This window comes from Pseudomonas sp. IT-P395 (assembly GCF_949767675.1).
GTDB lineage: Bacteria > Pseudomonadota > Gammaproteobacteria > Pseudomonadales > Pseudomonadaceae > Aquipseudomonas.
This window is the reverse complement of sequence record NZ_CATKPW010000008.1, coordinates 14,434-34,526: the sequence shown is the minus strand read 5'-3', so window position 1 is coordinate 34,526 and position 20,093 is coordinate 14,434. Positions and strand designations below refer to the sequence as shown.

At 58.4% G+C, this 20,093-nt stretch carries 17 protein-coding genes and 3 tRNA genes; 16 read left to right on the top strand and 4 right to left on the bottom strand.

Annotation, left to right across the window (positions count from 1 at the left end; all coding sequences use genetic code 11):
- Positions 1 to 4 precede the first annotated feature (4 nt).
- The 11 genes from secG (at position 5) to ACM6IN_RS06925 (ending at position 9,758) form a co-directional block, all read left to right on the top strand.
- Complete coding sequence (gene secG / locus ACM6IN_RS06975; RefSeq protein ID WP_016986497.1) at positions 5 to 391, top strand: preprotein translocase subunit SecG; 387 nt, start codon at positions 5 to 7, stop codon at positions 389 to 391.
- A 21-nt stretch (positions 392 to 412) separates the two neighbouring features.
- A tRNA-Leu gene (locus tag ACM6IN_RS06970) sits at positions 413 to 498 on the top strand.
- A 97-nt stretch (positions 499 to 595) separates the two neighbouring features.
- Positions 596 to 672: transfer RNA gene (locus tag ACM6IN_RS06965), tRNA-Met, on the top strand.
- Between the two features lie 139 nt (positions 673 to 811).
- Positions 812 to 1,270, top strand: coding sequence for a ribosome maturation factor RimP (gene rimP / locus ACM6IN_RS06960; RefSeq protein WP_007915250.1), 459 nt, complete (start codon positions 812 to 814; stop codon positions 1,268 to 1,270).
- Between the two features lie 47 nt (positions 1,271 to 1,317).
- The gene (gene nusA, locus ACM6IN_RS06955) at positions 1,318 to 2,799 is read left to right on the top strand and encodes a transcription termination factor NusA (RefSeq protein ID WP_007915252.1); all 1,482 of its coding nucleotides are present in this window, start codon (positions 1,318 to 1,320) and stop codon (positions 2,797 to 2,799) included.
- A 27-nt stretch (positions 2,800 to 2,826) separates the two neighbouring features.
- A complete protein-coding gene (gene infB / locus ACM6IN_RS06950; protein WP_007915253.1) occupies positions 2,827 to 5,358 on the top strand; it encodes a translation initiation factor IF-2 in 2,532 nt (843 codons plus the stop codon).
- A gap of 160 nt (positions 5,359 to 5,518) precedes the next feature.
- Positions 5,519 to 5,920: a 30S ribosome-binding factor RbfA gene (rbfA, locus tag ACM6IN_RS06945; protein WP_007915259.1), complete on the top strand. Its 402-nt coding sequence runs from the start codon at positions 5,519 to 5,521 to the stop codon at positions 5,918 to 5,920.
- Between the two features lie 4 nt (positions 5,921 to 5,924).
- The gene (gene truB / locus ACM6IN_RS06940; RefSeq protein ID WP_007915261.1) at positions 5,925 to 6,842 is read left to right on the top strand and encodes a tRNA pseudouridine(55) synthase TruB; all 918 of its coding nucleotides are present in this window, start codon (positions 5,925 to 5,927) and stop codon (positions 6,840 to 6,842) included.
- A gap of 142 nt (positions 6,843 to 6,984) precedes the next feature.
- Positions 6,985 to 7,254 carry a 30S ribosomal protein S15 gene (gene rpsO / locus ACM6IN_RS06935; RefSeq protein ID WP_003177875.1) on the top strand — a complete coding sequence of 90 codons (270 nt, stop codon included), beginning with the start codon at positions 6,985 to 6,987 and terminating at the stop codon, positions 7,252 to 7,254.
- A 193-nt stretch (positions 7,255 to 7,447) separates the two neighbouring features.
- Complete coding sequence (gene pnp, locus ACM6IN_RS06930; protein ID WP_007915263.1) at positions 7,448 to 9,553, top strand: polyribonucleotide nucleotidyltransferase; 2,106 nt, start codon at positions 7,448 to 7,450, stop codon at positions 9,551 to 9,553.
- A 129-nt stretch (positions 9,554 to 9,682) separates the two neighbouring features.
- Positions 9,683 to 9,758 (top strand) — tRNA-Thr (locus ACM6IN_RS06925).
- A 6-nt stretch (positions 9,759 to 9,764) separates the two neighbouring features.
- On the opposite strand, the gene ACM6IN_RS06920 is transcribed toward ACM6IN_RS06925, so the two are convergent.
- Entirely contained in the window at positions 9,765 to 10,259 is a 495-nt protein-coding gene (locus tag ACM6IN_RS06920) for a hypothetical protein (protein WP_007915265.1), read from the bottom strand.
- 275 nt (positions 10,260 to 10,534) lie between these two features.
- On the opposite strand from ACM6IN_RS06920, the gene ACM6IN_RS06915 reads away from it, so the two are divergent.
- Positions 10,535 to 10,834: a DUF6388 family protein gene (locus ACM6IN_RS06915; RefSeq protein WP_007915266.1), complete on the top strand. Its 300-nt coding sequence runs from the start codon at positions 10,535 to 10,537 to the stop codon at positions 10,832 to 10,834.
- 51 nt (positions 10,835 to 10,885) lie between these two features.
- Here ACM6IN_RS06915 and nadC read toward each other — a convergent pair whose 3' ends face one another.
- The gene (gene nadC / locus ACM6IN_RS06910) at positions 10,886 to 11,734 is read right to left on the bottom strand and encodes a carboxylating nicotinate-nucleotide diphosphorylase (protein ID WP_007915269.1); all 849 of its coding nucleotides are present in this window, start codon (positions 11,732 to 11,734) and stop codon (positions 10,886 to 10,888) included.
- 389 nt (positions 11,735 to 12,123) lie between these two features.
- Here nadC and ACM6IN_RS06905 point away from each other — a divergent pair, with 389 nt between their 5' ends.
- The 4 genes from ACM6IN_RS06905 (at position 12,124) to ACM6IN_RS06890 (ending at position 17,994) form a co-directional block, all read left to right on the top strand.
- A complete protein-coding gene (locus tag ACM6IN_RS06905) occupies positions 12,124 to 14,304 on the top strand; it encodes a DUF1631 domain-containing protein (RefSeq protein WP_123375778.1) in 2,181 nt (726 codons plus the stop codon).
- A gap of 64 nt (positions 14,305 to 14,368) precedes the next feature.
- Positions 14,369 to 14,929, top strand: a complete 561-nt coding sequence (ampD, locus tag ACM6IN_RS06900; protein WP_414915647.1) for a 1,6-anhydro-N-acetylmuramyl-L-alanine amidase AmpD — start codon at positions 14,369 to 14,371, stop codon at positions 14,927 to 14,929.
- A complete protein-coding gene (ampE, locus tag ACM6IN_RS06895) occupies positions 14,926 to 15,765 on the top strand; it encodes a regulatory signaling modulator protein AmpE (protein WP_150691832.1) in 840 nt (279 codons plus the stop codon). The genes ampD and ampE overlap by 4 nt, the downstream gene beginning before the upstream one ends.
- 198 nt (positions 15,766 to 15,963) lie before the next feature.
- Entirely contained in the window at positions 15,964 to 17,994 is a 2,031-nt protein-coding gene (locus ACM6IN_RS06890; RefSeq protein WP_414915646.1) for a methyl-accepting chemotaxis protein, read from the top strand.
- A 111-nt stretch (positions 17,995 to 18,105) separates the two neighbouring features.
- Here ACM6IN_RS06890 and ACM6IN_RS06885 read toward each other — a convergent pair whose 3' ends face one another.
- Positions 18,106 to 18,882 carry a TatD family hydrolase gene (locus ACM6IN_RS06885; protein ID WP_414915645.1) on the bottom strand — a complete coding sequence of 259 codons (777 nt, stop codon included), beginning with the start codon at positions 18,880 to 18,882 and terminating at the stop codon, positions 18,106 to 18,108.
- A gap of 3 nt (positions 18,883 to 18,885) precedes the next feature.
- Positions 18,886 to 19,881 (bottom strand): catabolite repressor/activator, encoded by a 996-nt coding sequence (gene cra / locus ACM6IN_RS06880; RefSeq protein ID WP_095114223.1) that lies wholly within the window; start codon positions 19,879 to 19,881, stop codon positions 18,886 to 18,888.
- Positions 19,882 to 20,093 lie beyond the last annotated feature (212 nt).

Sequence of the window (20,093 nt, the reverse complement as noted above, 5' to 3'; positions counted from 1 at the left end):
AAAAATGCTGGAAACAGTCGTAGTCGTTTTTCATCTGCTGGGTGCATTGGGCGTAGTTGCTCTGGTTTTGCTGCAGCAGGGTAAGGGTGCGGACGCTGGCGCGTCTTTCGGAGCAGGTGCTTCAAATACTGTGTTCGGAAGCCAAGGTTCCTCTACCTTTCTTAGTAAGTTTACTGCTATACTTGCCGCCGGTTTCTTCATAACCAGCTTGGGGTTAGGTTACTTTGCTAAAGAGAAGGCTCATCAGCTGACTCAGGCAGGTCTCCCAAATCCAGCAGTGTTGGAAGTGCCTAAGCAACAACAACCGGCTTCTGATGATGTCCCGGTGCTTCAAGAGCAAAAGTCGGCTACTCCAGCGACTGACGTACCTCCAGCTCAAGAGCAGAAGTAAGAAGGTTTCAAACGTAGTTTTGCCGAGGTGGTGGAATTGGTAGACACGCAACCTTGAGGTGGTTGTGCCCATAGGGTGTAGGGGTTCGAGTCCCCTTCTCGGTACCAATTAGTCAGGAGAGCCCGCTGTTGCGGGCTTTCTTGCAGGTGGAAGGTTACATTGACCCTATAAGGGATCGGTCGTATACTTCCGCCCCAGCTTTGTCGCGGGGTGGAGCAGTCTGGTAGCTCGTCGGGCTCATAACCCGAAGGTCGTCGGTTCAAATCCGGCCCCCGCAACCAGTTTAAGGAGCCCCTTTTAAGGGGCTTTTTGTTAGCTGGACACTTTCAACGCCGCTGTTCGACGGCGTTTCAAGGATGGGCGTTTCGCCCATTTTTTTATTTTGCAAAGCATGCACATATCATGCACTAGGGGGTTCAGGTGTCGAGCAAGCTAGAAGAGTTGCAGGCCTTGCTGGCCCCGGTGGTCGTGGCCCTGGGCTATGAATGCTGGGGTATCGAGTTTTCGGCTCAGGGTCGTCACTCGATGTTGCGCGTTTATATCGATAAAGAGGGCGGCGTGCTGGTGGACGATTGCGCCATTGTCAGCCGTCAGATCAGCGGTGTACTGGATGTTGAAGATCCTATCTCCGTTGAATACACCCTCGAAGTTTCCTCGCCTGGCATGGAGCGCCCACTGTTCACTCTTGAGCAGTTTGCAAAATTTGCCGGTGAACAAGTGAAGATCAAGCTGCGCTCGCCTTTTGAAGGTCGACGCAACTTTCAGGGCCTTCTGCGCGGTGTAGAAGAACAGGATGTCGTGGTGCAGGTAGATGACCATGAGTTCCTGTTGCCGATCGATATGATCGACAAGGCCAACATTATTCCCAGTTTTGACTGAGACGCGGATCCCGCGGATCCAATGGCTTGCGAAAGGCGAGGCGTACGATGAGCAAAGAAGTACTGCTGGTTGTTGAGTCGGTATCCAATGAAAAGGGCGTACCGGCGAGCGTAATTTTTGAAGCGCTGGAGCTGGCTCTGGCCACTGCTACCAAAAAGCGTTTTGAAGACGAAGTTGACCTGCGTGTGGAAATTAACCGCCACACCGGTTCTTACGAAACTTTCCGTCGCTGGACGGTCGTCGAAGAGAATGATCTCGACGATCCGGCCATCGAAACCTGGCCAACCAAGGTTGCTGAAACGCATCCAGGTGCCAAGGTTGGCGACGTCGTTGAAGAAAAGATCGAATCCATCGAGTTCGGCCGCATCGCTGCGCAGACTGCAAAGCAAGTCATCGTGCAGAAAGTTCGCGAAGCCGAGCGCGCTCAAGTGGTCGACGCTTATCGCGAGCGCCTGGGAGAAATCATCTCCGGCACCGTGAAAAAAGTCACCCGCGACAACGTGATCGTCGATCTGGGTAACAACGCTGAAGCGTTGCTGGCCCGTGAAGACATCATTTCTCGCGAAACTTTCCGTGTCGGCGTGCGTCTGCGTGCGCTGCTCAAGGAAATCCGCACCGAGAACCGCGGCCCGCAGCTGATCCTGTCGCGTACCGCGCCGGAAATGCTGATCGAGCTGTTCCGCATCGAAGTGCCGGAAATTGCCGAAGGCCTGATCGAAGTAATGGCAGCGTCCCGTGATCCGGGTTCGCGCGCCAAGATCGCCGTCCGCTCCAAGGACAAACGCATCGACCCGCAGGGCGCTTGCATCGGTATGCGCGGTTCGCGCGTCCAGGCAGTGTCGGGTGAGTTGGGCGGTGAGCGTGTTGATATCGTCCTCTGGGATGACAACCCGGCTCAGTTCGTGATCAACGCCATGTCCCCGGCTGAGGTTGCGGCAATTATCGTTGACGAAGATGCCCATGCAATGGACATCGCCGTTGGCGCAGACAATCTGGCTCAGGCCATCGGTCGCGGTGGTCAGAACGTGCGTCTGGCCAGCCAATTGACTGGCTGGACCCTGAACGTGATGACCGAATCGGACATCCAGGCTAAGCAGCAAGCAGAAACCGGCGACATCCTGCGCAACTTCATCGACGAGCTGGAAGTCGACGAAGACCTGGCACAGGTGCTGGTAGATGAAGGCTTCACCAGCCTGGAAGAGATTGCCTACGTACCGTTGGAAGAAATGCTCAACATCGACGGCTTTGACGAAGATACCGTCAACGAGCTTCGCGCTCGTGCCAAGGATCGTTTGTTGACCAAAGCCATCGCTACTGAGGAAAAGCTGGCAGACGCCCATCCGGCCGAAGACCTGCTCTCGCTTGAGGGTATGGACAAGGATTTGGCGATGGAACTGGCGGTGCGCGGCGTAATTACCCGCGAAGACCTGGCCGAGCAGTCTATTGACGACCTGCTCGACATCGACGGCATTGACGATGATCGTGCCGGCAAGTTGATCATGGCCGCCCGAGCCCACTGGTTCGAGTAATTAGGCGCGGCCTGAGGAGAGAAGTGCATGACGCAAGTCACGGTGAAACAACTGGCCGATGAGGTCAAAACACCGGTAGAGCGCCTGTTGCAGCAGATGCGTGAGGCAGGTCTGCCGCACACCGCCGCCGAAGAAAATGTGACTGACAGTGAGAAGCAGTCCCTGCTGACTCACTTGAAAAGCAGCCACAAGGCGAAAGTGGAAGAACCACGCAAGATCACGCTGCAGCGTAAAACCACCAGCACCCTGCGTGTGGCTGGTAGCAAAAGCATCAGCGTAGAAGTTCGCAAAAAGAAAGTTTTCGTACAGCGTAGCCCGGAAGAAATCGAAGCCGAACGCAAGCGTGAACTGGATGAGCGTCGCGCAGTAGAAAATGCTGCTCGTCAGAAGGCTGAAGAAGAAGCCAAGCAGCGCGCCGAAGAAGAAGCGCGCCGCCAGCCTGCTGCTGCGCAGACCGCTACCAGCGACGCCGTTGCGGCGCCGGCTGCAGCTGCCGAACCTGTTCGCGAAAGCGCGCCGGTGGTTGCCGCTGCTCCAGCTCCGTCTGCTGATGTTCGCAACAAGCAGAACGAACAGCGCCGTCCTGACAAGCCGCGTGCCGACGACAACAATCGTCGCAGCGGTGGTGGTGATGGCGAGCGCAAAAACGCTCCGCATCGCGCATCGGTCAAAGAAAAAGCGCCGGCTCCACGTGTGGCGCCACGCACTACCGACGAAGAAAGCGATGGCTTCCGTCGCGGTGGTCGCGGCAAGGCCAAGCTGAAGAAGCGCAACGCCCACGGTTTCCAGAGCCCAACCGGCCCTGTCGTGCGTGATGTGCAGATCGGCGAGACCATCACTGTTGGCGATCTCGCCAATCAGATGTCGGTCAAGGCTGCTGAAATCATCAAGTTCATGTTCAAACTGGGTACTCCAGCGACCATCAACCAAGTGCTTGATCAGGAAACTGCTCAACTGGTAGCCGAAGAACTGGGCCACAAAGTGACCCTGGTCAGCGACACCGCTCTGGAAGATTCCCTGGCCGAGTCCCTGAAGTTTGAAGGTGAGTCGTTCTCCCGTGCGCCAGTCGTGACCGTAATGGGCCACGTTGACCACGGTAAAACTTCCCTGCTCGACTACATCCGTCGTGCCAAGGTAGCTGCTGGCGAAGCCGGTGGTATCACCCAGCACATCGGTGCATACCACGTTGAAACCGAACGCGGCATGGTCACCTTCCTCGATACCCCGGGTCACGCTGCGTTTACCGCAATGCGTGCTCGTGGTGCCAAGGCGACCGACATCGTGATTCTGGTGGTTGCAGCGGACGATGGCGTGATGCCGCAGACCATTGAAGCTGTTCAGCACGCAGTAGCGGCTGGCGTTCCACTGGTTGTTGCAGTGAACAAAATCGACAAGCCGGGCGCCGATCTTGATCGCATCCGTAGCGAGCTGTCGGTTCACGGCGTGACTTCCGAAGAGTGGGGCGGTGATACGCCGTTCGTACCGGTGTCGGCGAAAGTCGGTACTGGCGTGGACGAGCTGCTTGAAGCCGTTCTGCTGCAAGCTGAAGTTCTCGAACTGAAAGCAACTCCATCGGCTCCTGGCCGTGGCGTTGTGGTTGAATCGCGTCTCGACAAAGGTCGTGGCCCGGTTGCAACCGTTCTGGTTCAAGACGGTACCCTGCGCCAAGGCGACATGGTCCTGGTCGGTTCGAACTATGGCCGTGTGCGTGCCATGCTCGACGAGAACGGCAAGCCAATCAAGGAAGCCGGTCCTTCCATCCCTGTCGAGATCCTCGGCCTGGACGGTACTCCGGACGCTGGCGACGAGATGAGCGTGGTTGCCGACGAGAAGAAAGCCCGTGAAGTGGCTCTGTTCCGTCAAGGCAAGTTCCGCGAAGTCAAATTGGCTCGCGCTCATGCTGGCAAGCTGGAAAACATCTTCGAAAACATGGGTCAGGCCGAGAAGAAGACGCTCAACATCGTCCTCAAGTCCGACGTCCGTGGTTCGCTGGAAGCGTTGAACGGTGCCTTGAATGGCCTGGGCAACGACGAAGTACAAGTGCGCGTAGTGGGCGGCGGCGTTGGTGGTATCACCGAGTCCGACGCTAACCTGGCACTGGCTTCCAACGCTGTACTGTTCGGCTTCAACGTGCGTGCCGATGCTGGCGCACGGAAGATCGTCGAGCAGGAAGGTCTGGACATGCGTTACTACAACGTGATCTACGACATCATCGAAGACGTCAAGAAAGCCCTGACCGGCATGCTCGGCAGCGATGTTCGCGAGAACATCCTGGGTGTGGCCGAAGTGCGTGACGTGTTCCGTTCGCCGAAGTTTGGCGCGATCGCTGGTTGCATGGTGATCGAAGGTGTTGTGCACCGTAACCGTCCGATCCGTGTACTGCGTGAAGACATCGTTATCTTCGAAGGCGAGCTGGAATCCCTGCGCCGCTTCAAGGATGACGCTTCCGAAGTACGTGCCGGCATGGAATGCGGTATCGGCGTGAAGAGCTACAACGACGTCAAAGTCGGCGACAAGATCGAAGTCTTCGAGAAGGTTCAGGTTGCTCGCAGCCTCTAACTCGCGTACTTCAGGAGCCGTGATGGTCGGCCGCACTCAACAGTGTGGCGCATCACCCGGACTCTAAACGCAACGCCCGGTCTGGCTTTTGTCAGGCCGGGCGTTTGCCGCTTTCAGACCTTGCGGGTTTCGCCGCGGGGCAGTAACAGGTAACAAAATCATGGCAAAAGAATACAGCCGTACCCAACGTATCGGCGATCAGATGCAGCGCGAGCTGGCTCAACTGATCCGTCGCGAAGTCAAAGACCCGCGCGTCGGCCTGGTCACCATTACCGCAGTAGAAGTCAGCCGTGACGTTGGTCACGCGAAGATCTTCATCACCGTGATGGGCCAGGACAACGCCGAAGATATCGCGCAAAGCATCAAGGTGCTGAATGCCGCCGCAGGTTTCCTGCGGATGCAACTGGCCCGTGAAATGAAACTGCGCAGCGTGCCGCAATTGCACTTCCACTACGACGAATCCGTTGTCCGTGGTGCGCACCTGTCGGCCCTGATCGAGCGTGCCGTGGCTGAAGACAATCAGCATCCGGTCGCTGCTGAACCTGAAGACACCAAGGAGTAATTCGGTGGCTCAGGTCAAACGTATCCGTCGTAACGTCAGCGGTATCATCTTGCTCGACAAGCCGTTGGGGTTCACTTCCAACGCCGCGTTGCAGAAGGTTCGCTGGCTGCTCAATGCCGAGAAGGCCGGTCACACCGGCAGCCTCGATCCATTGGCCACCGGTGTCTTGCCGTTGTGCTTTGGTGAGGCCACCAAGTTCTCGCAGTACCTGCTCGATTCCGACAAGGCTTATGAAACCCTGGCGCAGCTGGGCAAGACCACCACCACGGCGGATGCCGAAGGTGAAGTTTTGCAGGAGCGCCCGGTGACCGTTGGTCGCACCGATATCGAGGCAGCATTGCCGAAATTTCGTGGGCAAATCAGTCAGATACCGCCGATGTACTCGGCGCTCAAGCGTGATGGCCAGCCGCTGTACAAGTTGGCGCGTGCAGGCGAAGTAGTGGAGCGCGAACCGCGTTCTGTTACTATTGCGCGCTTGGAATTACTGGCCTTCGAAGGCGATACTGCGCGACTTGCGGTGGATTGCAGCAAAGGCACCTATATTCGCACCCTGGTGGAGGATATCGGTGAGCAACTCGGTTGTGGTGCGTACGTCGCTGAATTGCGCCGTACCCAGGCCGGGCCTTTCACCCTGGCGCAGACCGTGACCCTCGAAGAGCTTGAGGCGGTTCATGCCGAAGGCGGCAACGAAGCGGTTGATCGCTTCCTGATGCCATCGGACAGCGGCCTGCAGGATTGGCCGCTGCTGCACTTCTCGGAAGCGAGCGCGTTCTACTGGCTCAACGGCCAGCCGGTGCGTGCCCCGGATGCTCCGAAGTTCGGCATGGTGCGGGTACAGGATCACAATGGTCGCTTCATCGGTATCGGTGAAGTGAGCGAAGACGGGCGCATTGCGCCACGTCGACTGATTCGGTCGGAATGACCGAAACCGGTCTGTGTCAAAGCAGGCTGGCGAGGGTGGCTGTTAACAGGCACGGTCACTACTCATTTATAGATACAGGGATTTGTCCCTGGCCTGTTGAAGTTGTTTCTTTGAAACAGCTTCCTGATAAAAGGATTGCCTCATGGCTCTCGACGTTCAAGAAAAAGCTCAAATCGTTGCTGACTACCAGCAAGCTGTTGGTGACACTGGTTCGCCAGAAGTGCAAGTTGCACTGCTGACCCACAACATCAACAAGCTGCAAGGTCACTTCAAGGCCAACGGTAAAGATCACCACTCCCGTCGTGGTCTGATCCGCATGGTAAACCAGCGTCGCAAGCTGCTGGACTACCTGAAAGGCAAGGATCTGGGTCGTTATCAGACTCTGATCGGTCGCCTGGGTCTGCGTCGCTAATCAGCGATTGCGCTATGAGGTTGGTTGTCTGTCGGACGTCTGCGGTTTACCGCCGACGGCTTGCAGGCTCCCAGCCTCAAGTTTTATCTGGATACACGTTTTACCCTGGACAGGCGTTGGGCCGATTCCCGACATTGCCCAAGAATTCGCAAGAAACCAGTTCCCCCAAGAGCCACAAAGAAGGTAGGACACCGTGAACCCGGTAATCAAAAAATTCCAGTTCGGTCAATCGACCGTTACCCTCGAGACTGGCCGTATCGCCCGTCAGGCCTCCGGCGCAGTATTGGTCACCGTTGACGACGACGTCAGCGTATTGGTGACTGTAGTCGGTGCAAAACAAGCCGATCCAGGCAAGGGCTTCTTCCCTCTGTCGGTTCACTACCAGGAAAAGACTTACGCTGCCGGTAAGATCCCTGGCGGTTTCTTCAAGCGTGAAGGCCGTCCTTCCGAGAAAGAAACCCTGACTTCCCGACTGATCGACCGTCCGATCCGTCCGCTGTTCCCAGAAGGCTTCATGAACGAAGTGCAGGTTGTCTGCACCGTCGTTTCCACCAGCAAAAAGACCGATCCGGACATCGCTGCGATGATCGGTACCTCGGCTGCCCTGGCCATCTCGGGCATTCCGTTCGACGGCCCGATCGGCGCCGCTCGCGTAGCTTTCCACGAAAGCACCGGCTACCTGCTGAACCCGACTTACGAGCAGCAAGCAGCTTCGAGCCTGGACATGGTCGTTGCCGGTACTTCCGACGCCGTACTGATGGTTGAATCGGAAGCCAAAGAGCTGACCGAAGACCAGATGCTGGGCGCGGTACTGTTTGCTCACGACGAGTTCCAGGTTGTGATCAACGCGGTTAAAGAACTGGCTGCCGAAGCTGCCAAGCCAACCTGGACCTGGGCTCCTGCGCCAGAAGCCACCGAACTGCTGGGCGCTATCCGTGCCGAGTTCGGCGAGGCGATCTCCCAGGCTTATACCATCACCGTCAAGGCCGACCGTTATGCGCGTCTGGGCGAGCTGAAGGATCAAGTCGTTGCCAAGCTGTCCGGTGAAGAAGGCCAGCCTTCTTCCAGCGAAGTCAAAGCCGCTTTCGGCGAAATCGAATACCGCACCGTTCGCGAAAACATCGTTAACGGCAAGCCACGTATCGACGGTCGCGACACCAAAACCGTACGTCCGCTGAACATCGAAGTCGGCGTTCTGCCGAAGACTCACGGTTCGGCGCTGTTCACCCGTGGTGAAACCCAGGCTCTGGTAGTCGCGACTCTGGGCACCGCCCGTGACGCACAGCTGCTGGACACCCTGGAAGGCGAGAAAAAAGACCCGTTCATGCTGCACTACAACTTTCCTCCGTTCTCGGTAGGTGAGTGTGGTCGCATGGGTGGCGCTGGTCGTCGTGAAATCGGTCACGGCCGTCTGGCCCGTCGTTCGGTTTCGGCCATGCTGCCAGCCGCTGACGTGTTCCCGTACACCATCCGCGTGGTTTCGGAAATCACCGAATCCAACGGTTCGAGCTCGATGGCTTCCGTTTGCGGCGCTTCCCTGGCCCTGATGGACGCTGGTGTGCCGATGAAGGCGCCGGTTGCCGGTATCGCCATGGGTCTGGTTAAAGAAGGCGAGAAATTTGCCGTCCTGACCGACATCCTCGGTGACGAAGACCACCTGGGCGACATGGACTTCAAAGTAGCCGGTACCGCCAAAGGCGTTACTGCGCTGCAGATGGACATCAAGATCAAGGGCATCACCGAAGAAATCATGGAGATCGCTCTGGGCCAAGCCCTGGAAGCGCGCCTGAATATCCTCGGTCAGATGAACCAGATCATCGGCCAGTCGCGTACCGAACTGTCGGCCAACGCTCCGACCATGATCGCGATGAAAATCGACACCGACAAGATCCGTGACGTTATCGGTAAAGGTGGCGCGACCATCCGTGCGATCTGCGAAGAAACCAAGGCTTCGATCGACATCGAAGACGACGGTTCGATCAAGATCTTCGGTGAAACCAAGGAAGCTGCTGAAGCTGCACGTCAGCGCGTTCTGGGTATTACCGCTGAAGCCGAGATCGGCAAGATCTACGTCGGTAAAGTTGAGCGCATCGTCGACTTCGGCGCATTCGTCAACATCCTGCCGGGCAAAGACGGTCTGGTGCACATTTCGATGCTGAGCGACGCTCGCGTAGAGAAAGTGACCGACATCCTGAAAGAAGGCCAGGAAGTGGAAGTGCTGGTACTGGACGTGGACAACCGCGGCCGTATCAAGCTGTCCATCAAAGACGTGGCAGCGGCCAAGGCTTCGGGCGTTTAATCAGCCCAAAGCGTTAGCGCAATAAAAATGCCCCGCCGTGAAAACGGTGGGGCATTTTTTTGTCTGTGAAATACCCGGACATTCTGCGAAGTTGCCGGACTTCAAGACCGGTGCTAGGTTTAGCCCACCGCCCGTGTAGCTCAGCCGGTAGAGCAGCGCACTCGTAACGCGAAGGTCGCAGGTTCGATTCCTGTCTCGGGCACCACCTCTCTTATTTCACCTTGCGGCTCAGATCCTCGACGGTACGTTTGAGCTGATCCATCGCCCGATCCTGATCGTTGATTTTCTGCTTCAGATTCGAAATCTCGCTGCTGTTCGAGTTGGAACTGGAGCCACTGTTGCGCTTGAGGTCTTCGACCTGACGACCTAGCGTGTCCAGTTCACGGTCCTGGTCTTTGACCTTGTTTTTCAGATCATCGATTTCCTTGCCGCTGGAGCTGGAGTTCGAACCGTTGCTGCGTTTGAGCTCTTCGATCTGCCGCGACTGGTCACTGATCGTGTCGCGCATTTTTTGCAGTTCGTCGACGCTGATGTCGCTTCTGATGACGACATCTTTGCCGTAATCGTTGTGAATCAGGGCAACCTTGTCGCCGTAGGAGGAACTGCTACTGCTCAACTCGACAGCCATTGCGTTTGCAGGCAGGGCCAGAACAGCCATCAGCGCGGTAGCGGGCACAACAGAGAGAATCTTCGAAAAGCTGCGCATCACTGGTTTTCCTTGTGAACAGCGAAGACGTGCCGAAGTGGCACATCGCTATGACTCGAAATCCGCATTTATGTTCCGCAGGTCAACTTTTTGTGCGAGAGATGTAAAGAGCCGTGTAATTCGTCACGCAAACGTCCTATATTCAGTGCCTGCATGAGCATCGCCCAGCAGTTTTCAGATGATCCCGAATGGTTCCGAAGGCCGGAAAAATCCGCGTCAGAGAGATCCTTGATGATCCAGATCCATCCTCCATTCTTACGATCAGCGAGAACGCCATGACCGAACTAACTCAAGAGCAACGTCACGAACAAGCGCTGGAAAAGTACAAGCTTGATGCGCCCCAGCTGCTGGAAGAGATCAAGGATCTCAGTTCCGACGATCAGAAAGACCAGATTCAGTGGGCATTCGAAGACGAAGCCGAAGCCCAGGGCCTGCAGCCGTGGGAGCTGACACTCAAGTACACGAGCACGCCGCAGGAGTTCGAGGCACAGCGCCTTGTGCTGCACAAAGAGGCGGCCGAAGTGCTGGGTGTCGAGTGGGACGAGTACTGCGAGATGAATAATCTGGTGGTCTGAAACAAAAACGCCAGCCTCAACCGGGCTGGCGTTTTTTATTGCGTGAATCCTTCAGAGGCTCAAGCGCATCGACAGGTCCACCGCTTTGACATCCTTGGTCATCGCGCCGATCGAGATGTAGTCCACCCCGGTTTCGGCGATCGGCAGCAGTGTGCTTTCGTTGATGCCGCCGCTGGCTTCCAGTTTCGCCTTGCCGCCGTTCAGGCGCACTGCTTCGCGCATGTCATCCAGGCTCAGTTCGTCGAGCATGATGATGTCGGCGCCGGCGGCCAGTGCCTCTTTCAGCTCCTCCAGACTTTCCACTTCGACTTCCACCGGTTTGCCCGGCGCAATCTTGTGCGCGGCGGCAATGGCCTGCGGGATGCCACCGCTGGCGGCGATGTGGTTTTCCTTGATCAGGAACGCGTCGTACAGACCGATGCGATGGTTGTGGCAGCCACCGCAGGTCACCGCGTATTTCTGCGCCAGCCGCAGGCCTGGCAGGGTTTTTCGGGTGTCGAGCAACTTGACCTGAGTGGTGCCGACGAAATCGGCCAGGTACTGCGCGCGCGTGGCCACACCGGACAGCAGTTGCAGGAAGTTCAGCGCACTGCGTTCACCGGTCAGCAGCGAACGGGCCGGGCCTTCCAGATGAAATAGCGGTTGATTGGGCTTTACCCGCTCGCCATCGATCACTTGCCAGTGCACCGCGACCCGCGGATCAAGCTGGCGAAACACTGCATCGACCCAAGCGGTGCCGCAGATGACAGCCGCGTCGCGAGTGATGATGGTGGCTTTGGCCAGACGTTCGGCCGGGATCAGTTGCGCGGTAATGTCGCCGCTGCCGATGTCTTCGAGCAACGCACGGCGCACGTTGGCTTCGATTTCGGCGGTCAAATCGGCGAGACGTAGATTCGGCATAACGGGCTCCACAAACAAAGTGGTTCGATTATAGGGGCATGGCGCGAGCCAACCCAAGGCGAGAACGCGCGTGGCAGCCTGCATCCGGTCGATTTTCTTTGAGCAAAACCGGCCAGGCGTGGTCACTGAAAGGGGCGGTATAGGGGAAACCCTGACGGCTATGGCGCCGGGTGCAAGTTATGAAAGATAATTCGCCTTGCATTTGACGTCATAGCTTTGACGTGCAGAGCGGCCAAAGTTGTTGAGACCTGTGGGAGCGAGCTTGCTCGCGAAAGCGCAGTGTCAGTCACCAACAATGTCACTGACAGATCGCCTTCGCGAGCAAGCTCGCTCCCACAGGAGGCTTATGTTGAAAGTGACCGAACGAATCACCGTTTCAGGAGGCTTGGATGCACAACGACGGGAAAGTAGTGCCTTTGCACAAGGCGGCTACCGATCAGGCGAATCATTCGCCGCTCGCCCGCCTGCCTGTGATTCTGCTTCAGGTTCGCGACAAGGCTGCCCAGCAACTGCGTCACGGTTTGCAGGAACTGTTCGATAACGCCGACGACACACTGTTTGAAATGGCCGACCGGGCGCGCAACGACATTGAGCAGAACATCTTTTTCGAAGCCATGCGCGACCTGCGTCTCAAACGTAAAAACATCGAGCGCGGCTTTCTTGAGCAATTCTTCGAAGCCTTCGTCGGTCTGACGCAATACGATCCCACGCACAACACGCTGCCCCATGCCTTGATATACGACGAGTTGGCCCCCCGCAGCGACGACATGGAGCGCAGCGTGGCGGTCGAGACCATGGTTGGTCGCGTACTCAAGCGTGACGGCTTCGCGCTCGATCAACTGACCGCGCGGCTTAACGCGCTGCTCGGCAACACCCTCGACGATCAACACAACCCGCTTGGCCCGGCGATGCTTTGCGAGTTTTTCCTGCAGGCCGGGCGAAACCTGGGCGTGGAGATCAAGGTCAAGCTGATCCTGCTCAAACTCTTCGAGCGTTATGTCTTGACCGACACCGAGCAGCTTTACGCCGAAGCCAATCAATTGCTGCTCGCCACCGGAGTGTTGCCCGAGCTGAAAGCGGCCCCGGCGCGCCGTGCGATTGATCGTGCGATCGCCAATGTGAACAGCGATGAAAGCGACGACACGCCGCCCGTCGACGAAGGCGTGCAGGAGGTTTTCGCCGCACTGCAGCAACTGCTCGCGCACGTCCGTGGCAGTGTCGCGCCGACGCTGGAATCCAGCGTTGCGGCGCAGCCGATTTCCACTCGCGACCTGCTGCGCCTGCTCTCGCATTTGCAACAGTACGTGCCGACGCTGGCGGCTCAGGATGACTTCGATCTGCGCAATCAGCTCGAACAACTGCTGACCCGGGTCAGCGTCAGAAGTGGCAAATCGCGGATCGTGGGCGATGCGGACGAAGACGTGATCAATCTGATTGCCATGGTCTTCGACTGCATTCTTGAAGACCGCAATGTGCCGGATTCGCTTAAGGCGCTGATCGCCCGGTTGCAGATCCCGATGCTCAAGGTCGCGGTGCTCGACAAGAGTTTCTTCAGCCGCAGCAGTCATCCGGCGCGGCGCCTGCTCAACGAAATCGCCGAGGCGGCCATGGGCTGGGGCGGCTGCGACGGTGAGGCGCGCGACAGCTTGTACCTGCGTATCGAACAAGTGGTGCAGCGTCTGCTGACCGATTTTGTCGATGATCCGGCGATTTTCTCCGAGTTACTGGCTGATTTTCTCGCCTTCACCAGCGATGAGCGCCGCCGCAGCGAGTTGCTTGAACAGCGCCTGCGTGACGCCGAAGAGGGGCGAGCGAAAACCGAGCTGGCGCGGCGCCGGGTCGAGCGGGCGTTGAATCAAGCGCTGCTGGGTAAAGTACTTCCACCGTCCGTGGTCACCTTCGTACAGGACGCCTGGAGCAAAGTATTGCTGTTGACGTGCCTCAAGCATGGTGATCAGTCAGCCGAATGGCAGGCCGATGTGCAGACCATGGAGCAATTGATCTGGAGTGTGCAGCGTCATGAAGACGCTGAATCCAGCTTGCGCTTGCTGGCACTGGTGCCGGGGTTGCTCAAGTCGCTGCGTGATGGTCTGAGCAGTTCGGCGTTTGACCCCTTTGCCACCAGCGAGTTTTTCAGTGAACTGGAAGCCCTGCATGTGCAGGTGCTGGAGCGTTCCGTTGCGGCTGATCAGGCCGCGCCCATGATCGAGGTGTCGCAGCAGATCGTGCTGCAAACCGCCGACGACAGCAGCATGGCATTGACGTCGGTACGCTTGCCCCACGATGCCGCCGGTCTGCGCCAGGTCGAGCAACTGCGCCTGGGCAGTTGGGTGGCGTTTCAGGAAGACGATGAACACAGTCTGCGCTGCAAACTGGCGGCCATCATCGAAGCCACCGGCAAGTATGTATTTGTCGATCGCACCGGCATGAAGGTGCTGGAGCGCAGCCGCAGCGCGCTGGCCGTGGAATTCGAGCGCGGCGCGGTACGTGCGCTGGATGACACCTTGCTGTTCGACCGCGCGCTGGAGTCGGTGCTGGGCAATCTGCGGCGACTCAATCGCGGCAAGTGATCGCGCGCCGGGGGCTGATCGCGGCATACTGGGCGCCTACACAGTCGGCGTTGAAGGAATCGGTATGCAGTTGGATCCCGCTAGCGGGTGGTGTCACGGGGTGCAGGTCTGCCCATCGCCCAACTTCAATGAACGCCCGGCGGGCGAAATTTCCCTGTTGGTCATTCACAACATCAGCCTGCCGCCGGCGCAGTTTGCCACGGGCAAGGTGCAGGAGTTTTTCCAGAATCGTCTGGATGTCACCGAACATCCCTACTTTGCAGGGATCGCTGACCTGCGCGTCTCGGCGCATTTCCTGATTGAACGTGACGGCAAGGTCACCCAGTTTGTCTCCTGTCTTGAGCGGGCGTGGCATGCCGGCGTGTCGGTCTTCGAAGGACGGGAAACCTGTAACGATTTTTCCGTGGGCATCGAGCTCGAAGGCACTGATGATCTACCGTTCACCGACGCGCAGTATCAGGCGTTGACGGCGTTGACCCGCCAATTGCAAAGCGCATTTCCGGCGATCACCGGCGCCCGCATTTGTGGGCACAGCGATATTGCACCCGGGCGTAAGACCGATCCTGGCCCGGCATTCGACTGGGTGCGTTACCGCGCAGCCCTGGCACAAGAGGAAGGACAATGAGTTTTCTGGTGTTACTGCTGGCGTTGTGGATCGAGAAGTTTTCGGCCCTGCGCCATCGGGTTCAACGCGATGGCGGATGGATCCGCGAACTGAACAAACTCGAAACCAGCGCGCGGCTGGCCAAACAGCCCTGGCTGGTGCTGACGATTCTGGTGCTGTTTCCGGTGGCGTTGCTGGCGCTGTTGCTAGTGGTGCTGGAACCGGTGGCCTACGGCTTGCTGGCGTTGCCGGTGCATTTGCTGGTGGTGATTTACAGTCTGGGGCGCGGCGACTTGCTTGGCGGTCTTGGGCCGTTTCGCGATGCCTGGCGCCGCGAGGATCTGCAAGCGGCGGCACATGTGGCCAAACGCGATCTGAACATTTGCGCCGACAGCGGCGAGCAGTTGCTTGAAAGCGTGCAGGGGCATCTGCTGTGGCAGGCTTATCAGAGCTTTTTTGCGGTGATCTTCTGGTATTTCGTGCTCGGCCCGGTGGCGGCATTGGCGTATCGCCTGCTGGCGCTGGCGCAGGAACACGGGCAGAACCCGGCATTGGTCGAGCGTGCCGCGCAATTGCGGCATGCCTTTGACTGGCTGCCGGTACGTTTGCTGGCCGCGAGTCTGGCGCTGGTCGGCAACTTTGTCGCGGTCAGTCGGGTGATGCTGCATGAATTGCTCAACTGGAATATCAGCGCGGCGCAACTGATCAACCGGGTCGGTCTGGCGGCGGGCGAGATTCCACCTCCCGTGGTCGGGCCGGAAGGCATCAATACCCTCGATTGCCTGTGGGAGTTGCTGTTGCGCGCGGCGGTGCTGTGGTATGCCGGGTTTGCCTTGTGGACGGTTCTGGTTCACTGATTCAAAGAAAGATCAAAAGATCGCAGCCTGCGGTAGCTCCTACGAGGAGGTCTGTGTGTCGCGGGCTGCGATGTCGTTAACCTTAAGTTACAAAACCTCCCTTCGATTTGAGCTATACAGAGATGGCGCCCGATAGTGGCTATCTGCTGTCGCCCCGCGCCTGCCAATAAAAACAAGAAAAACCAAGGGAGACTTCCAGTGAAGAGCTTGCTCTATCCCGCCGTCTCGCTGATGAACCGTCTGAGCTTCGGCATGAAGTTCAGCCTGATCAGCGTGCTGTTCCTGGTGCCGATGCTGGTGACCAATTTCTATCTGGTGCGCGATTCCTATCGCGAATTCCAGGGCACTCGGGTCGAACTGCAAAGCCTCGATCTGCTGGGCAGCAGCCTAGCCCTGCGCCGGGATCTGGAAACCCTCAACAATCTGGTGCAGATCAACGTCACCCTCGGCCAGTCCGGCAAGGCCGGCAATGTCGAGGCGCAGATCACCACCCTCGAGCAAGCGGTTTTGACGCGCTTGCAAGAGCTGACGGCGATGACCGACGATCCCGAACAGATTCAGGTGTTCGACGGCAAACGCGATGAAATGATCGCCGCGTTCAAGGCCCAGCAAACGGAAAACTCGCTGCAAAGCAAAAGCGCGCTGATCGGCAAATTGTTGGCCAGTGCGCAGATTTTCAGCCAGATCATCAGCAGTCAGGCCGGACTCAGCCGCGATAATCAGAGCGATATCCGTCAGCTCAGCGAACTGGTCACCCTGATCACGCCGACCGTCACGCAAACCCTCGGCGAAGGCCGGGCCATGGGTTCGTATTCATTGGGCCAGGGTTTTCTTAACAGTTCGTCGAGCACGCGTTTTGATGAGCTGATGGTGCAGATCGAAAAACTCCAGGCCGAATACGGCCTGAAGCTGCAGGACGCCCTCGGCTCCAGCAAAGCCGCGCGGGAAAACCTCAGCGCGGCGGCCGAGAGCAGCAAGGGCTCGCTGAAACAGGCCAGCGAACTGTTCGAAGAACAAGTGGTGATGGCTGACACGCTCGATGCACCGTGGCAGGCGTTTTACGATCAGGTCACCGGGCTGATCGACCGGACTTACCAGCTCAACGAAGCCACGTTGAAATTCCTCGACACTCAATTGCAGCAACGTCTGGCGCAGAACCGCACGCACATGGTCTTGCAGGCGGTGGCGCTGTCGGTGGTGTTTGTGCTGATTTTCTACCTCTATGGTGGTTTCTACGCCTCGACCCGCACCACGCTGAAACGCTTGGGCGCGATGATGGACAAGGTCGCGGCCGGCGACATGACGGTCAACTTCATGGCCAACAGTCGCGATGAATTGGGTGAGTTGGGCGAAGTGTTCAATGGCACGGTGCGCAAGATTCATGACTTGATCGAGCGCGTGGGGCAGACCGTCGCCGAGGTCGAGCGCCAGGCCGGGCAGGTTGAAAACGTCTCGGCGCAAAGCAACCAGGCGGTCGCCGGACAGCGCACGCAGATTGAGCAAGTGGCGACGGCGATGAATCAGATGTCGGCAACCTCACTGGAGGTGGCGCGCAGTGCCGCCGCAGCGGTGAGCAGTGCCCACAGTGTGAATGACGAGACTATCAGCGGTCGCGGTCTGGTCGAATCACAACAGGGCAGCATTGCCGCGCTGGCCAGCGAAATCGATCAGTCGGTGTTGGTGATCAACCAGTTGGCCAGTGACAGCCAGGCGATCAGTCGTGTACTGGAAGTGATCAAGAGCATCGCCGAACAAACCAACTTGCTCGCGCTCAACGCCGCGATCGAAGCAGCCCGTGCTGGCGAGCAGGGACGCGGTTTTGCTGTGGTTGCCGACGAAGTGCGCACCCTGGCCAAACGCACCCAGCAATCGACCGAAGAAATCGAACAGATGATCGCCAAACTGCACGGCGGTGTCGGCGCGGCGGTGAAAGCCATGGGCGTCAGCCATCAGATGGCCAATGGCACGGTCGGGCAGTCGGAGAAGGTCCAGCAGGCGCTGGAAAACATCCTCGGTGCGGTCGGCATGATCGTCGATCAGAACCAGCAGATCGCTGCGGCGGTTGAGCAGCAAACGGCGGTGGCCCATGACATTGATCAGAATATCGTTGAGATCAACCGCGCCGGTGAGCGTACGGCGCAGGGGGCGCACCAGACTGAGGATGCCAGCCGGGCGTTGTCGGCCCAGGTGGTAGAACTCAAACAGCTGATCAGCGCCTTCCGCGTCTGAGCTGTACACAAATCCCCTGAAGGAGCTGCGGCACGCTGCGATCTTTTGATCTTGATTTCAAAGATCAAAAGATCGCAGCCTCGTTTCACTCGACAGCTCCTACAGGGGGGGTTACCAGCCGAATACTTCGCAGCTGTTGGCGGTGCTGGTGGCGGCCAGTTGTTCGGGGGTGATATTCATCAGCTCGGCCAGCGCCGCGCAAATCGCTGGCAAGTGCGCCGGTGAATTGCGAACGCCGGGAAACATCGCGGGCGCCATGTCCGGTGAGTCGGTTTCCAGCACGATCGACTCCAGCGGCAGTTCCGCCAGTACCCGATGCATGCGCAACGCCTGCGGCCAGGTCGGTGCGCCGCCCAGGCCCAGTTTGAATCCGAGTTTGATGTACTCCCGCGCTTCTTCACCGCTGCCGGCGAAGGCGTGGATGATTCCCGCGCGTTTGAGCTTGAAGCGTTTGAGCGTAGCGATCACCGCCGCATGGCTGCGGCGCACATGGATCAGCGCCGGCAAATGAAAGTCAGCGGCCAGTTGTAGCTGCGCCTCGAACAGCGCCTGTTGCCGCGCGCGGTCGAGGGTTTCGATGAAGTAGTCCAGACCGATCTCGCCCACCGCACACAACTGCCGATGACCGCGTAATCGCGTCAGCCAATCACCCAGCGCCGACAAATCTTCGGGACGATGCTGATTGAGATAAACCGGATGCAGACCGAACGCCGCGTACAAGTCCGCATCGCTCTGCACCAGATCCCACACCCGTTGCCAGTTACCCTCATGGACACCCAACACCACCATCCGCCGCACCCCGAGCGCACGGCTTTCGGCGAGCAACGCCGAGCGATCGGCGTCGAAGTCGGGGAAGTCGAGATGGGTGTGGCTGTCGATCAGCTCCACGGCTCAGTCCCGGTGAATACGCTGTTTGAAGGTCCGCGCAATGGCCTGCACGCCAGGCTTGTACTCCGACTGCTCGACTGCCGCCAGCGCCAGTTCCAGCGCCTTGTCGGCGATCAGTTGGTGCTGCTGGGCCATGGCGTTGACCGGCAGCGGCAGGAAATCCAGCAACTGTGTATCACCGAAGGTGCCGAGACGCAGCGGCCGGGATTTCAGCGGAAAGTCATGCAGCGCATCGAACACGCCTTGCAGCAGCACGTAGGACGTCGTCACCAGTGCATCCGGCAAATGCCCCAGACGTTGCAGGAGTTCTTCCATCAGTTGCTTGCCGCACTCACGGCTGAAGGATTCGGCGTGTTCGACCAGCACTTCGCCTTTGAAATCGACCAGCGCCTCTTTGAAACCGGCGGCACGTTCCTGGCTGATGCTCAGTTCCGGGCGCGCGCCGAGCAGCACAATCTGCTTCGGTTGCGGATCGAGCAGGCTCTGGGTCAGGTGCAGGCTGGCTTCGCGGTCGTCACTGATCACCGAGCAGAAATGTTCCGGCTCCATGACGCGGTCGATGGCGATGATCGGCAGCCCTTTGGCCTGCAACTGCCGATAGCTGTCATCGCCGGCGGGCAGGCAACTGGCGACGATCAACGCATCACAACGACGCGCGCGGAACAGTTGCAGCAACTGCCGCTCGCTGTCCGGCGCATCGTCGGAGCTGGCGATCAGCAATTGATAACCACGTGCCCGCGCACCTTGTTCGAGCAGCTTGGCGATCCGCGCGTAACTGGGGTTTTCCAGATCCGGCAGAATAAAGCCCAGCGTGCGCGTATGCCGACTGCGCAGCCCGGCCGCTTGAGGGTTTGGCGTGAAGCCGTGCAGATCGACCACCGCCCGCACCCGCTCGACGGTGGCGTTGCTGATGCGTTGCTGTTCGGCCTTGCCGTTGATGACGTAGCTGGCGGTGGTCACGGACACTCCGGCCAACCGCGCGATATCACTGAGTTTCAACCCGGGATTTCCTTGTTTTTTCGAGCTTGCCGCCACATTTTCGCCAATCCTACCCGATTAGGGCAGGCGACTATTGTCGCAGCGCATCCGACAAGTTGGACTTCAAGGATGGGACATTATCGAGTAACGTGCCGATCAATCTAGATTAAACGTTTCAGCAAGCGTATTTTCTACGTTTTAGACGTCTTTGGCCGGTTCTGCCGTGAAACCGC